General features: G+C 34.3%; 14 protein-coding genes and 2 rRNA genes (1 of these 16 running past the window's edge). All 16 read right to left on the bottom strand.

Annotated features, from left to right (window positions below; translation table 11 throughout):
- Positions 1-69: 69 nt before the first annotated feature.
- Positions 70-699 (bottom strand): uracil phosphoribosyltransferase, encoded by a 630-nt coding sequence (gene upp, locus FMG_RS05705; protein WP_002837744.1) that lies wholly within the window; start codon positions 697-699, stop codon positions 70-72.
- 44 nt (positions 700-743) lie between these two features.
- Positions 744-1,772 carry an L-threonylcarbamoyladenylate synthase gene (locus FMG_RS05710; RefSeq protein ID WP_012290815.1) on the bottom strand — a complete coding sequence of 343 codons (1,029 nt, stop codon included), beginning with the start codon at positions 1,770-1,772 and terminating at the stop codon, positions 744-746.
- A gap of 1 nt (position 1,773) precedes the next feature.
- The gene (locus FMG_RS05715) at positions 1,774-2,760 is read right to left on the bottom strand and encodes a gluconeogenesis factor YvcK family protein (RefSeq protein ID WP_002837756.1); all 987 of its coding nucleotides are present in this window, start codon (positions 2,758-2,760) and stop codon (positions 1,774-1,776) included.
- The gene (rapZ, locus tag FMG_RS05720) at positions 2,729-3,586 is read right to left on the bottom strand and encodes an RNase adapter RapZ (RefSeq protein WP_002842161.1); all 858 of its coding nucleotides are present in this window, start codon (positions 3,584-3,586) and stop codon (positions 2,729-2,731) included. Before rapZ ends, FMG_RS05715 begins: the two co-directional genes overlap by 32 nt.
- A gap of 8 nt (positions 3,587-3,594) precedes the next feature.
- Positions 3,595-4,344: a PHP domain-containing protein gene (locus FMG_RS05725; RefSeq protein WP_012290817.1), complete on the bottom strand. Its 750-nt coding sequence runs from the start codon at positions 4,342-4,344 to the stop codon at positions 3,595-3,597.
- Positions 4,334-5,239: a UDP-N-acetylmuramate dehydrogenase gene (gene murB / locus FMG_RS05730; RefSeq protein ID WP_012290818.1), complete on the bottom strand. Its 906-nt coding sequence runs from the start codon at positions 5,237-5,239 to the stop codon at positions 4,334-4,336. Before murB ends, FMG_RS05725 begins: the two co-directional genes overlap by 11 nt.
- The gene (locus tag FMG_RS05735; protein ID WP_012290819.1) at positions 5,226-6,473 is read right to left on the bottom strand and encodes a bifunctional folylpolyglutamate synthase/dihydrofolate synthase; all 1,248 of its coding nucleotides are present in this window, start codon (positions 6,471-6,473) and stop codon (positions 5,226-5,228) included. Before FMG_RS05735 ends, murB begins: the two co-directional genes overlap by 14 nt.
- An 88-nt stretch (positions 6,474-6,561) precedes the next feature.
- Positions 6,562-7,629, bottom strand: a complete 1,068-nt coding sequence (gene prfA / locus FMG_RS05740) for a peptide chain release factor 1 (protein WP_002840294.1) — start codon at positions 7,627-7,629, stop codon at positions 6,562-6,564.
- Between the two features lie 2 nt (positions 7,630-7,631).
- Positions 7,632-8,423 carry a peptide chain release factor N(5)-glutamine methyltransferase gene (gene prmC, locus FMG_RS05745; RefSeq protein WP_012290820.1) on the bottom strand — a complete coding sequence of 264 codons (792 nt, stop codon included), beginning with the start codon at positions 8,421-8,423 and terminating at the stop codon, positions 7,632-7,634.
- A complete protein-coding gene (locus FMG_RS05750) occupies positions 8,417-9,313 on the bottom strand; it encodes a DUF1385 domain-containing protein (RefSeq protein WP_012290821.1) in 897 nt (298 codons plus the stop codon). The genes prmC and FMG_RS05750 overlap by 7 nt, the downstream gene beginning before the upstream one ends.
- A 78-nt stretch (positions 9,314-9,391) precedes the next feature.
- Entirely contained in the window at positions 9,392-9,595 is a 204-nt protein-coding gene (gene rpmE, locus FMG_RS05755; RefSeq protein ID WP_002836835.1) for a 50S ribosomal protein L31, read from the bottom strand.
- Positions 9,596-9,695: 100 nt separating this feature from the next.
- A complete protein-coding gene (rho, locus tag FMG_RS05760) occupies positions 9,696-11,012 on the bottom strand; it encodes a transcription termination factor Rho (RefSeq protein WP_012290822.1) in 1,317 nt (438 codons plus the stop codon).
- Between the two features lie 11 nt (positions 11,013-11,023).
- Positions 11,024-11,707: a cytochrome c biogenesis CcdA family protein gene (locus FMG_RS05765; RefSeq protein WP_012290823.1), complete on the bottom strand. Its 684-nt coding sequence runs from the start codon at positions 11,705-11,707 to the stop codon at positions 11,024-11,026.
- Positions 11,700-12,311, bottom strand: a complete 612-nt coding sequence (locus FMG_RS05770) for a thioredoxin family protein (RefSeq protein ID WP_012290824.1) — start codon at positions 12,309-12,311, stop codon at positions 11,700-11,702. Before FMG_RS05770 ends, FMG_RS05765 begins: the two co-directional genes overlap by 8 nt.
- A 1,093-nt stretch (positions 12,312-13,404) precedes the next feature.
- Positions 13,405-13,521 (bottom strand): 5S ribosomal RNA (gene rrf, locus FMG_RS05775).
- Between the two features lie 41 nt (positions 13,522-13,562).
- Positions 13,563-15,646, bottom strand: a 23S ribosomal RNA gene (locus FMG_RS05780); it runs 920 nt beyond the window's last position.

The following is a 15,646-nucleotide window of genomic DNA, read 5'->3' on the forward strand; positions in this document are numbered from 1 at the left end:
ATTTAGAGATGGTTTTAGAATATTTGAAAATTATTCTAAAACCATAAGTATATAACTAAAAGCTTAAAGCTATTTAGTACCAAATAATCTGTCTCCTGCATCGCCTAAACCAGGTACGATATATCCGTGATCGTTTAATTTTTCATCTAGACCTGCCACGTATATATCAACATCAGGATGCTTTTCTTGAACCATTTTGATTCCTTCTGGAGCTGCTATTATATTCACCAATTTGATGTTCTTACATCCATGTTCTTTTAAGAACGTAATTGCTGCTTCTGCAGATCCACCTGTTGCAAGCATTGGATCTACAACGATAATATCTCTTTCTTCAACATCTTTTGGCAATTTACAATAATATTCAACAGGTTTCAATGTTTTTGGATCTCTGTATAATCCAATGTGTCCAACTTTTGCTGCTGGTAATACACTTAAAAATCCTTCAACCATTCCCAAACCTGCTCTTAAAATTGGAACTACTCCCAGCTTTTTACCACTCAATGTTTGGCCGGTAGTTTTTCCTATCGGAGTTTCTACTTCGCAATCTTCTAATTTAAAGTCTCTAGTAACTTCATAGCACATTAAAGTTGCTATTTCTGAAACTAACTGTCTAAATTGATTACTTCCTGTGTTTTTATCACGTAAAATTGTTAATTTGTGTTTAATCAACGGATGATCAAATACAGTTACTTTACTCATAATTCCTCCTATAAAATAAACTTTATACTCTTTATTATAACACACTAAATTACTTTTATGTTATTAGCACAAGATTTTTTAAGCCTGTTCATTATACTTATACCCATTTTTTGTTCATTTACCCCTTCACAAATTAATAATTTGTAGTTGAATTTGTCTAATTCTCTGAGGTATGTGAATATGTTATGCGCAAAATTTAAATAATCATTTCTTTTCGAAATTATTTTTACATTTTCAAAATTTACATTTTCTGCAGTTTCTTCTGTGAGTATAAATCCAATTTCATCAGTATTTATCCCCAAGTTATCCACGTAATTTTGTATGTTATCCATGTTTCCTTTGATTACTATAAGTTTTGTTTTGGGAGCGTAGTGTTTGTATTTTTGTCCTGGTGATTTTGGAATAGTGTTAGAATCAATTAATGATTTATCGTAAACAACCTCATCCAAATACTCTTCCAAATCTTCTTTTGTGTAAAAACCTGGTCGAAGTATTGTGTAAGGTTTTTCTGTCAAATCAACAACTGTTGATTCAATTCCAATGTTACAACTTCCTCCATCCAAAATCATTTCAATCTCGCCTTGCATATCGCTGTATACATCTTGAGCGTTAGTTGGAGATGGTCTTCCTGATTTGTTTGCAGAAGGGGCTGCTATTGGACATCCTGATTTATCTATCAAAAATCTCGCAATTTCATCAGAAGGATTTCTAATTGCAACTGTATCTCCACCACAACTTACCACATCATTAACTTTATCACTTTTTTTAAAAATTATAGTCAATGGGCCTGGCCACAAATTATCCATCAATTTTTTCTGATCTTCAGTTATTTCTGATGATAAATTCTTCACCATATCTTCGTTAGTTACGTGTAAAATTAATGGATTATCTCTTTTTCTTCTCTTGACATCAAATATTTTCTTGCAAGCTTCTTCGTCCAATCCATTTGCACCTAATCCGTAAACAGTTTCTGTAGGAAATGCTACTACGCTTCCATTTTTTATCAACTCTGCAGCTTTTTCAAGTGATTTTATTTTATTTTTTTCATCTAAATTTTCAATAATTGTATTCATATTAATATCTTTCTAATATAGCTTTCATTAATTTATTAGGATCGTGTACAATATAGTCATAGCTTATATCACATATATCTGCTTCGATAATTTCTATTCCTAATTCTTTCATATCTTCACGATCTTCATCAGTAAGATATATAGGAGTAGAATTTTCGATTGATTTGTATCTGTACTTGGCATATTTGTCTACTTCTTTGGAATTAACGACTATTTTATCGATAATATTTGAATTTGCGTGATCGATAATGGCAGCTACATGATCTGTAACGCTGTAGCCATTAGTTTCTCCAGGTTGTGTCATTATATTCAATATGTACACAACTTCTGCCTTTGTTTCTTTTAGGGCTTGTGATATATCTGTTACTAGAAGATTAGGAATTATAGATGTGTATAATGATCCTGGCCCTAAAAGAACAATATCTGCATCCATTATACTATCTATGGATTCTTTCAATGGCAAAATAAGTTTTGGTGATGTGTATACCCTTTTGATTTTACCTCCGTTTTTTCTGTTCAAAAACGTGATATTAGATTCACCTTCAATTGTAGATCCATCTTCCAATTCAGCGAATAATTTGACATTATCTAAAGTCATTGGCAACACTTTTCCTGTAATCGCAAGGACATTGCTTATTTCTTTTATCGCTTCATTGAAATCTCCGCATATATCATTCATCGCTGCTATCAATAAATTGCCTAGGCTCTGTCCTTTTAATTGGCCATTTGAAAATCTATAATTAATTAATTTTTCCATTATCGGTTCAGTATTAGCTAGGGCCACAAGACAGTTTCTAATATCACCAGGAGGTAGCATTCCCAAATCTTCTCTTAGAACTCCACTTCCACCACCATCATCAGCCACAGTTACAATTGTGGTTATGTTTGATGTGAAATTCTTTACTCCTCTTAATAATATAGAATTGCCTGTTCCTCCACCGATAGTTACTATTTTTTTACCAAAATTTTTGGTCTCTGTGGGATACATAAACTTTTTCTCCATTTCCTTCAAGCCTTGCTGTCAAAGCTTGTGCTATTGCAACGGACCTGTGCTTTCCACCGGTGCATCCTATTCCTATAACCAAGTTTGTTTTTCCTTCTTTTGAATATTTGGGAATCAAAAATTCCACCATATCTACTAATTTATCTAAGAATTCATTTGCTTCATCGAAGCCGAATACATAATCTTTGATGTCTGTATTTAATCCCGAAGATTTTTTTAATTCTTCAATGTAGTAAGGATTTGGGAGAAATCTTACATCAAATACCAAATCTGCATCCAACAAAATCCCATGCTTAAATCCAAATGATACAACAGATATTGCAAGTTTGGTGTCTACATCTTTAAGAGAAAATACATATAAAATTTTTCTTCTCAATTCTCCTAGTGTAAGATTTGATGTGTTGATGATTGAATCTGCTGAATTTCTAACTTCACTCAAAAGTTCTCTTTCATTAGAAATTCCTTGTGAAATATTTCCATTGATAGCCAAAGGATGTGGTCTTCTGTGTTCTTTGTATCTTCTGATTAGAATTTCATCCGATGCATCCAAATACAAAATTTTAACATCAATACTTTGATTTTTCAAAAGTGTTATTGACTTCATCAAATCAGCGAAGAATTCTCCACCTCTAATGTCAACTACGCACGCGATTTTATTGATTTTTTTCTTGCTTTTTGTAGTCAAATCTATAAAACTTAATAAAAGAGATGGAGGCATATTATCTAATGTATAATATCCCAAATCTTCTAAAATATGGCTGCTAGCACTCTTGCCAGCTCCACTCATTCCTGTAACAATTACAACTTCCATGAATTCTCCTAATCGATGTTTATAATTCTACTAATATCCAAACCTGATTCAATTACTCTTCTGATGCTGTCATCTACATTCGCAATATTTTTCTTGTGATGAGCATCACTTCCTAGACTAAATTTAACATTATAATGTGAAGAAATTTTGATTTCTTCTACTGATAAATGTGGATGGTGGTTGTTAATTTCCATTACCGTATTTGTTTTTTCGCATGTTTGTGCGATTTTTTCGATGTCCACATCTATTTTATCTCCTGGATGAGTTATTATGAAAATATCATTTTTTTCCAATGCTTTTACCATTGCTGTTGTGTTCAAATCAATCATTTTTTCTCTGACTGATGGACCCATCCAACTCAATCTTTTTAAAACATGATAATTATAAAAAGATTTCTTATCTACAAATCTAACTCCATTGTGAAATCCGACATTAATAAAATCAAAATACTTTTTTTCTTCTTCTGTAATATCTATTTGGCCATCGTATCCAATTACGTTGGCTTCAACTCCCATCAAAATTTCAATGTCGTCGTATTTTTCTTTGAGTCTGTCGATTTCTTGACGTTGTACTGGAATTAACTTTCTTTTTATTCCATACATCATGTGCCCTGGACCGTGATCCGTTATACTTATAGTCTTTAACTTTTTTGCTCTAGCTTCTTGTACAATTTCTTCGATTGTACTTTTTCCGTGATTGTTACGACTGTAAACTGAATGCACGTGATATTCTCTGGTTAATTTTATTTTATTTTCCACCGATAATTCTCACTTCTGGTTCTAATTTCACATTGAACTTTTCAAACACTACTTTTTGCACATGTTCTATAACAGCTACAACATCAGAGCATTTTGCATCTCCAACATTAACTATAAAACCGCAATGTTTCTCACTAACCATCGCATCATTGTACCTATAGCCTCTGAGGCCTGCTTCATCAATCAATTGTCCAGCGAAGTGTCCCTCTGGTCTTTTGAACACTGAGCCGCATGAAGGAAGCTCTAAAGGTTGCTTTGATGTTCTTCTTTCTGTGTAGTCGTGAAAATTATCGAGAATTTCTTTTTGGTCGCCTTTTTTTAGTATAAATTCAACTTCCAACACGACTAATTTTTCATCTTGAACTCTTGAATGTCTGTATGAAAAATCCATCTCGTCACAGTTAAGATATTTTACTTTCAAATCTGTATCAATCACCTTAACTCTGTGAACAATATCTTTCATTTCAGTTCCATAGGCACCTGCATTCATTGTAATAGCCCCTCCAATGTCTCCAGGTATGCCGCTAACGGCTTCAAAACCAGCATATGAGTTGTTAATAGCTAATTTACTAACAGAGCTCAATAACGCGCCTGATTGTGCTATTAAAAGATCACCATCAATTCTTATTTCATTGAAATTATCGTGTAATTTAATTACAACTTCTCTTAGCCCATCATCGCTAACTAACAAATTCGATCCGTTGCCTATAATTCTGTATGCAAAGTCGTTTTGTTTAATTAATTGGAGAGAATTTATTATTTGTTCTTCATTTTGTGGAAATATCATAACATCACAATTACCTCCAATTTTGAAAGTAGTGTGATTTTTCATCGGTTCATCGTACAAGATTTCCCCGATGTTTTTTCCATCAAAAACTTGTTTATAAATGTTCATAGGCTTGCTCCGCACTGTACAATGTTCCAAAAATTATAATTACATCATCCTTGAAATGTTCAATAGCATAATCCACGGCGTCATTTACATTTGATTTTGCAACAACATTATCACTATAAACTTCAATTTGTTTTTTCAAATCTTCTGCTTTTAATGCTCTTGGAGAATCTGGAGTAAATGTAACAAATGCTTTGGCATTTTCATGAATTAGTTTGATTTCGTCGTTGTAGTCTTTGTCTTTCAATACTCCGTAAACAAATACAATTTTTTTATCGCCAAACACAGATTCTATTGATGATTTTAATGCTTTTACGCCGTCGGCATTGTGCCCACCATCGTAAATCACTGTAGGATTGTGTCTAATTACATCAAATCTTGCAGGAATGTATGCGTTTTTGAACCCATTTATAATATCTTCATCAGACAAATCAAGTTCGTCTCTTAATACGTCAATCGCAGTCAATGCTAACTGAGCGTTAAATAATTGATATCTACCAACTAATCTAGTTTCAATGTGCAAATTTTTCCAATCAAAAGAATTGTGTGTTGCGTTGATTTCGATGTTTTTAGCTTCATCAAAATCACAAATATATAGTTTGTTGTTTCTTTCTTCTGCGACCTCTCTGAAAACGTCCAATACACTTTCTTGTTGATCGTAAACGACACATCTTCCGTTTTGCTTCATGATGCAAGCTTTTTCGTAGGCGATTTCTTCCAATGTATTTCCCAAATATTCTTGATGATCCAATCCAATTTTTGTAATTACTGATAACAATGTTTCATCTGTAGCATTTGTTGCATCCAATCTTCCACCCATTCCAACTTCAAGTACAACATATTCGCATTTTTGTTCTGCAAAATAATAAATCGCACACAAAGTTATAAATTCGAATGTAGACACTTTTATATCATTTTTTTCAATAGTATCCTTGATAATTTCGAAAATCCTCATGAAATCTTCTTCTGAAATTTCCTTGTCGATTTTTATTCTATCGTAGAAATTAATTATGTGAGGCGATGTGAAAAGTCCAGTTTTATATCCATGTTCTTTAAGCGTTTGGTATATAAAAGTTGATGTTGAGCCTTTCCCGTTAGTTCCAGCAACATGGATTATTTTAAAACTTTTTTCGGGATTGCCTAGAATCTTCAAAGTTTTTTGCATTCTATCAAGTCCCAACTTGTAACCATCTCTTCCGATTTTATCTAAATATTCATAAATTAATTCGCTATTCATTTTTATCTCCTAAATCTAAATATATATCTAATTATATCATTACTTACTATAATATAAAAAACTCGAGCGATTAAACTCGAGTTAATTTTTAATTCATCATTTTTAATTTTTCAGCTTGATCGTAGCTTGTCAAATCATCAATCATTTCTTCTATATCTCCATCTAAGAAATTTTGTAATTGGAATATTGTTTTGTTGATTCTGTGGTCAGTAATTCTTCCTTGTGGAAAGTTGTAAGTTCTAATTCTTTCAGAACGATCTCCAGTACCAACTTGAGATTTACGAGCATCTGCTCTATCTTTATTCTTTTCTTCTTCCATCAAATCATACAATCTAGATTTCAAAACTTTCATAGCTTTGTCTTTGTTCTTAATTTGTGATTTTTCGTCTTGGCATGTTACTACAAGACCTGTTGGGATGTGTGTAATTCTGACAGCAGAGTCAGTAGTGTTTACGCATTGTCCACCATTACCACTCGCTCTGAACACGTCTATTCTCAAATCTTTTTGTTCGATTTTTACATCGACATCTTCTGCTTCTGGCAATACCGCAACAGTTGCAGTAGAAGTGTGAATTCTTCCCGAACTTTCAGTTTGAGGAACTCTTTGAACTCTGTGAACTCCAGATTCATATTTTAATCTAGAATAAGCGCCTTTTCCTTTTACCATCATTACAACTTCTTTGATTCCACCAACACCTTGTTGTTGAATATCCATTATTTCAGTTGTCCAGTGTTTTTTGTCGGAATACATTTGATACATTCTCAAAAGTTCACCAGCAAATAATCCCGCTTCATCTCCACCGGCGCCGGCTCTTATTTCAATAAATACGTTCTTTTCATCGTTAGGATCTTTAGGCAACAACAAAATTTTCAATTCTTCTTGGTCTTTTTCGATTTGTTCTTCCAATGTTGAGATTTCATCTTTCAATAGTTCTTCCATTTCACTATCTCCAGTAGTACCCAACAGCTCCTTATCTTCTTCTAAATTTTTCAAATTATCTTTGTATGACAAATATTTATTAACAACTGGTTCTAAATCAGCGTGTTCTTTCATTAATTTCGTCCAATTTTCCATGTCAGCGATAACTTCAGGATCTGCGACTTTTACTTCTAAGTCTTTGAATTTATCAACAACACTATCTAAATTTTCAAACATAATTACCTCCTCGCAATTATTACTCTATCAAAACCGTTAAAATCTTTTATGCAATAGTGATTTTCAAATCCGTTTTCATCTAAAATCTCAAATATGCTCTCTCTTTGATTATAACCTATTTCAAAAGCGAGCATACCATCTTCATTTAAATAATCACTAGCTTGATTTATTATCTTTCTATAAAAATACAGTCCATCATCTCCACCGAAAAGTGCAGATCGTGGTTCTTTTAAAATTTTTGTTTCAAGTGAATTGAAATCTTTTTTGTCTATATAAGGCGGATTGGAAACTATCAAATCAAACTTATAATTCACATTCTCATACAAATCAGAATAAATAAATTCAACGTTAGTCGCATTCAAACTCTCTGCATTTTTCTTGGAAAGTTCAATAGCTTTTTTATTTATATCTACTCCCAAAACTTTTGAATTCAATTCCAAATTCAAAGTGATTGATATTATCCCCGATCCAATCCCGATTTCCAATATGTTCTCAAACTTACGATTTATTTTTATTATTTCATCTACCAAAATTTCAGTATCAAATCTTGGAATCAACACACTAGAATCTGTATAAAATTTTCTGTTGTAAAAGTATTTAAACCCAAGTATATATTCGATTGGAATATCCTCATCATAAAGTTTTTTATATTCTAATATTGTTTTCTCATCATTCTCATTTATCTTGTCATTTGAATGGATAATAGAGTCAGAGAAATTATAGTTATACAATTTTTCCAAAATCATAAGACAATCGGATTTATCGAACAAATTATAAATATCTTTTATTACCATAAATCTTCATCTTCTTTTTCTGGAATTACATTTTTTAGCGCCAAGATAGCTACTTCAATCATCTTGTCATCAGGTTCTCTTACTGTGAAAAACTTTTGAACCCATAATCCTGGCTTAACAAGCATTGCAGTAAGTTTATTATCATATTTTCCGATTAATCTATTAATTTCATAAGAGATTGACACAATCACCGGAAGTAATATTATACGATACAACATTCTCATCAGTGGATTTGGCCATCCAACTAAACCCAACACCAAGATTGAAATTATCATAACAGTAAACAAAAAGCTAGTACCACATCTTGGATGAAGTCGACTTTGTTTTCTAACATTTTCAACTGTCAAATCAAGTCCTTTTTCATAGCAATAAATACTTTTGTGTTCAGCTCCATGATATTCAAATACTCTTTTCATATCTTTTGAACGAGAAACTATAAAAAGATATGTAAAAAATATTATAATTCGTATCAGTCCTTCTATTAAATTGAAGCTAAAAGATGAATGGTTTAGCTTAACAAATGATGTAAGAAAAGTTGGAATAAAGAAGAAAAACAATAACGCCAATGCCACTGATACTATTATAGAAAACACATTTTCTATCTTTCTGGCATTGCTTTTAAAATGTTTATCGAAAAAATTTTCGCTATCATCTTCGTAGAAGCTTGCCGAATACATCAATGCATCCATTCCTAATTTCATAGAATCAAACAAGCTAACAACTCCTCTAATAAAAGGAATCTTCATCAAATTTATTTTATTGTTTTCTAAGTCTTTTACAACCAAATCAATGTCTTGATCGGGTTTCCTTACGGCTACGGAATACTTTGAAGGACCTCTCATCAAAATTCCTTCGATTAAGGCTTGTCCCCCAATTGTAGTTTTCTTCATTTCAATTTACCTTTTCATTGTTCATTATCTATTTTTTAACACAAAAATACCAGCACCAAAAAGGCACTGGCAAAAATGCTAATCCATGTTGTATTTTTTCTTGAATTTTTCTACTCTACCACCATGTTCTACAAATCTTTGACGTCCTGTATAAAATGGGTGACATTGACTACAAACTTCGACGTTTATGTTTTCTTTAGTAGATCCTACTTTAAAAGTATTGCCACAAGAAGCGCAAGTTACTGTAGCTTCGTGGTATTCTGGATGTAAATCTTTTTTCATATTATCACCTCGTTTTTCTCAAAATTATTTTCGACTTACCTATTATAACACATGAGTATGAACTTGTCTACCAAATTTGAATATTTCATTATAATTTTATTTACAAACTTTGCAAATCATTTATTGATTTTACAAATTCTTTGTTTGTTTTTGTGTTTTTAATCATTTTTATAATTTGATCTGCAATATCTTTATTTTCTTGTGAATTCAATTGTCTTCTTATTTTATTAATTGCAGATAATTCTTCTTTAGTAAGAAGCAATTCATCTTTTCTAGTTCCAGATTTATTCAAATCAATTGCAGGGAACACTCTCTGTTCCGACAGGCTCCTATCCAATTTGATTTCCATATTTCCAGTTCCCTTGAATTCTTCGAATATAACATCATCCATTCTAGATCCTGTTTCTATCAAAGCCGTCGCCAATATAGTCAGAGAACCGCCTTCTTCTATATTTCTCGCAGCACCGAAAAATCTTTTAGGGCCATTCAATGCTAGAGGATCAAGTCCACCAGACAAAGTCTTACCTGAATAAGGGCTAGTAACATTATATGCACGAGATAATCTAGTAATTGAATCGACCAATATTACAACATCTTTTTTATGTTCTACAAGCCTCTTGGCTCTCTCAATCACGATTTCAGAAACCCTAATATGATTTTGAGGCATCTCATCAAAAGTTGAAGCTACAACATCTGCTCCCAAAACAGAACGCTTCATATCAGTAACTTCTTCCGGTCTTTCGTCAATCAACAAAACAATAACGTGAATATCTGGATAATTTTTTCTAATAGAATTTGCAATATTTTTAAGCAAAGTCGTCTTACCAGTTTTAGGTGAGGCAACAATTAATCCTCTTTGTCCCTTTCCAACAGGGCTTATCAAATCCATAATTCTCATCGATACATTGTTAGAATCTCTTTCTAGCGTTAATCTTTCTGTTGGATAAATCGGCGTCAAATTTTCAAAATCAGGCCTATTTCTTAGATTTTCTACAGTATCTCCATTTACACGGTTCACATAAATCAAAGCATTGAATTTTTCTTTATCTTTTTTTTCACGAGATAATCCTTCTACAAAATCTCCCGTTTTTAGCTTAAATCTTCTAACTTGAACAGGTGGAACATAAATATCATCATCTCCTGAATCATAACCTTCTGATCTCAAAAATCCATATCCATTTTCGTGCAAATCCAATATTCCTTCAACTTTTAATGGATCTTTCAAATCTTTTTCATCGTTAGAAGATGATTCGTCATAATCTTCTTCAGAATTATTCCTCTCATTAATATTAACCTGACTAATAATCTCTTCTATCAAATCTTGCTTGTTGTATTTGCTAATACCTGCAACGCCGACAGCCTTAGCAATAATTTTCAAATCTTGCAATTTTTTTGACTCTAATACGTCTTTTTCCAATAAATTTCCTCCTAAATACCTTGGTACAAGAAATATAATCCAAATAACATCAATACTGCACCAAGAACTATTTCAATAATCTTAGAAACCTTAGTATATGAATCATTTTGAATAATCTCTTCAACTTTACCCATCAATAAAGCAGACATAAACACCAAAAAACAATTACCTATGCCGTAGAATACAAATAAAACAATAGAAAATAAAATGTTTCTAGTATTAGCCGCTATAGCCATCAACGAAACCAAAACAGGTGTTGAACATGGCGATGCGAACACCGCTTGGATAACACCAGCTATAAAAGCTCCCAGAAGTCCAGTTTTTGTAATCTTACTAGACTTATTGAGACTAATAATCTTGATAACATGCCAATTTTGAAACGCCATAAGAATTAAAAGTATTCCAATAATAATATAAAATACTCTACTAAATTGATTTAAAATTTTACCAACCAAGGCAGCAGTTAATCCAAAAATTGTGAAAACTAAAATACTACCTAAACTAAAAACCAAAGCTACCTTGAACGATTTTTTTCTATCGTAATTATTTCCCGACAAATACCCAATTATAATTGGAATCATCGGCAATGAGCAGGGAAGAAAACTAGTCAAAATCCCCGCAACTAAAGAAATAATCGGAGCTAAATAAACATAATCCTTGACTATTTTCGATAAAAATTCTAATAAACTATCCATTGATCATATCCGAAATCAAAATCTCTAATTCATTTTCCTCCAACAAACCTTCGTGAATATATCCCTTTTTACCATTTACAGTAACCTCTTGGAAATATTCATCCATCACACTCTTAGCCTTATCGGAAAATTTAAAATCTTCTTTTAAAGGAATGAAAATTTGAGTAGGCGTAACCCTAATACCAGCTTGTGATGCGAAATCATTGTTTACATTAACTTCAACATCCTTAACAACAGCCTTTCCTTTAAACTTATCGAACGTGTTTTCAATATACGGAGCCATTTCCTTACAAGGAGCACATTCAATCCATGTGAAGTTTACAAACACAGGCTTATCGTATGAGAAAAACTTCTCAAAACCAGCATCCTTACCAGCAAATAAAACATCTTCCTTGTCTACTTGCTTATAAGCTTCCTTAAAACTATTTAAGTCTGATGTGTCTATCTTTTCAGAGCTGTTCGAGCTTTCACTAGCATTTTGTTCAGATTGAGTTGACTTAACTTCACTTGTTCCATTAGGCTTCTTTTTTACAAAAACCATGACCAAAATAGCCACAGCAATAAATCCTATAACTAAAAAAATCTTCGACTTATTATCCTTCATAATTATTTCCTTTCTTTGCTTCTATTAATCATATTTAAAATTACTATTGATTTACTTAACTATTATATCAAACTTACCTTCTTATTTACACCTTAACCTTCCCGTTAAAATATTTATGACATCATTACACAACTTTTATCCTTGTCCTTTAATTCTCAAAATAGCGAAACCTTTAAGCAAACAATCGAACCGAATATCATCACATAAAATTTAGTGTTTTTTATGAGCGAGTGAGATCATTGAATTTAGCCTAAGATATTCGTGTGAGATGTTTGCTTCTAGCCTAACCTATGTGTATCCTGCAACAGTTGTCTGGCGAAATATTTGCACCATTTTTACCCTTGTCTTGCAATTCTCAACATAGCGAAACCTTAAAGCAAACGATCGAAGCTAAGAATATCATACGGAGAAAATAATCATAAATTCAAGCGAAGGAAACCGTTAAAAAATCGCACTGTTTGAGCGTTAGCGAGTTTGCGATTTTAGGTTCACAAGATTAGAATTTATTAATTTTCGGAGTCTAGATATTCGTGCGAGATGTTTGCTCTGATTTTTGAGCTCTGTGTGTCTTGCAACTGTAAATCTTGCGAAACCTTCAAGCAAACAATCTAAGCTAAGAATATCATACGGAGAAAATAATCATAAATTCAAGCGAAGGGAACCGTTAAAAAATCGCACTGTTTGAGCGTTAGCGAGTTTGCGATTTTAGGTTCACAAGCTTAGAATTTATTTATTTTCGTAGTCTAGATATTCGTGCAAGATGTTTGCTAAGGTATATACCTATGTGTATCCTGCAACTGTTGTCTAGAGAAATCTTTACACCATTTTCTATATTAGTATAGCTAAAAGAACTCACAAAAAAGAACTCACAAAAAAAGACCTAGCGGACATTGTCATCACTAGATCTTAATTGTTTGGCGACTACCTACAGCAGACAGTTCCTACGAATCATAGATTCGTGGCAACTGGTTGCACCAGACCTACTACGAAATCATAGATTTCTGTTAGGTCTAGGTCTCCCACAAGTGGGCTCGTAGGTTTGATATAACACAAAAAAAGACCTAGCGGACATTGTCATCACTAGATCTTAATTGTTTGGCGACTACCTACTCTCCCACGACGTTTCCATCGTAGTACCATCGGCGTTAAGAGGCTTAACTTCTGTGTTCGGCATGGGTACAGGTGTATCCCTCTTGCTTTTATCACCATACTTATTCTCTTTTTCATCTCAATCAATAACAGTATATATTTCCAGTCAAGTTTTCGATTTATTAGTATCAGTTAGCTTTGATATTACTATCTTTACACCTCTGACCTATCTATCTTGTTTTCTTCAAGTAATCTCATAGAAATCTTATCTCGAGGTTGGTTTCGTGCTTAGATGCCTTCAGCACTTATCCTTCCCAGACGTAGCTACCGAGCTGTGCACTTGGCAGTACAACTCGTACACCAGCGGTCTGTCCATCCCGGTCCTCTCGTACTAAGGACAGATCCTCTCAAATTTCTCACGCCCACGGTGGATAGGGACCGAACTGTCTCACGACGTTCTGAACCCAGCTCGCGTGCCTCTTTAATGGGCGAACAGCCCAACCCTTGGAACCTACTCCAGCTCCAGGATGAGACGAGCCGACATCGAGGTGCCAAACCTCCCCGTCGATGTGGACTCTTGGGGGAGATAAGCCTGTTATCCCCGGGGTAGCTTTTATCCGTTGAGCGATGGCCCTTCCACTCGGTACCACCGGATCACTAAGTCCGACTTTCGTCTCTGCTCGACCTGTATGTCTCGCAGTTAAGCTCGCTTTTGCCTTTGTACTCTTTGAATGATTTCCAACCATTCTGAGCGAACCTTTGAACGCCTCCGTTACTTTTTTGGAGGCGACCGCCCCAGTCAAACTGCCCGACTGACAGTGTCCTATTACCAGCTTCATGGTAACTAGTTAGAACTTTAGAATTAAAAGGGTGGTATCCCAACAGTGACTCTGCAAACTCTGGCGAGCTTGCTTCTTCGTCTCCCACCTATCCTGTACATTTAATCCCAAAATTCAATGTCAACCTGCAGTAAAGCTCCACGGGGTCTTTCCGTCCTACCGTGGGTAAGTCGCATCTTCACGACTACTACAATTTCACCGGATCCTTTGTTGAGACAGCGCCCAAATCGTTACACCTTTCGTGCGGGTCGGAACTTACCCGACAAGGAATTTCGCTACCTTAGGACCGTTATAGTTACGGCCGCCGTTTACTGGGGCTTAAGTTCGTTGCTTCGATTGCTCTAACAAGTCCCCTTGACCTTCCAGCACCGGGCAGGTGTCAGCACCTATACTTCATCTTTCGATTTAGCAGATACTTGTGTTTTTGGTAAACAGTCGCTTGGGCCTATTCTCTGCGACCTAATTTCTTAGGCATCCCTTCTCGCTAACTTACGGGATTATTTTGCCGAGTTCCTTAACAAAGGTTCTTCCGCGCGTCTTAGAATTCTCTTCTTGCCTACCTGTGTCGGTTTGCGGTACGGGTACAAGATTATTCGATAGCACCTTTTCTTGGCAGTTTGAATCTGTCGCTTCGCATCTTTCTGCTCCCCATCATAACTTACGTTGACGAATATACGGATTTGCCTGTATATTCTGGCTTATTATTTGGACGTGCACAACCATTCGCACGCTCGACTTTTCCTTCTGCGTCAGTACTTCTCTCAATCACAATCTTGTAGTACAGGAATTTCTACCTGTTGTCCATCGACTACGCCTTTCGGCCTCGCCTTAGGTCCCGACTTACCCTGAGAGGACGAGCCTTGCTCAGGAATCCTTGGGCTTTCGACGGGGATGATTCTCACATCCCTTTTCGCTACTCATGCCAGCATTCTCACTTGTATATAATCCACAATTGCTTACGCTTTTTGCTTCTTCTCATATACAACGCTCCTCTACCGATAGAAAAGCTATTATGCCAGTTGTATGTTGTTAAGTTTTAGAAATTGTATCGTTTAATAGTTTTACGCTTTGTGTTTTCACAAATTTTGTTTATGTCTTTCTCTCTTACTTTACTAGTTGATATATTTCCTAATCACTTTTACTTCATACTTCTCGCATAATTGCTTTTCTATCCCACAGTTTCGGTATCAGATTTAGCCCCGTTCATCTTCGGCGCATTACCACTTGACCAGTGAGCTATTACGCACTCTTTAAATGTATGGCTGCTTCTGAGCCAACATCCTGGTTGTCTGAGTAGTATTACATCCTTTCCCACTTAATCTGTATTTTGGGACCTTAACTGGTGGTCTGGGCTGTTTCCCTTTTGACTATGAAGCTTATCCCTCATGGTCTGACTCCTGTTCATCG

Origin of the sequence: Finegoldia magna ATCC 29328 (assembly GCF_000010185.1) — a bacterium.
Classification (GTDB): domain Bacteria; phylum Bacillota; class Clostridia; order Tissierellales; family Peptoniphilaceae; genus Finegoldia; species Finegoldia magna_H.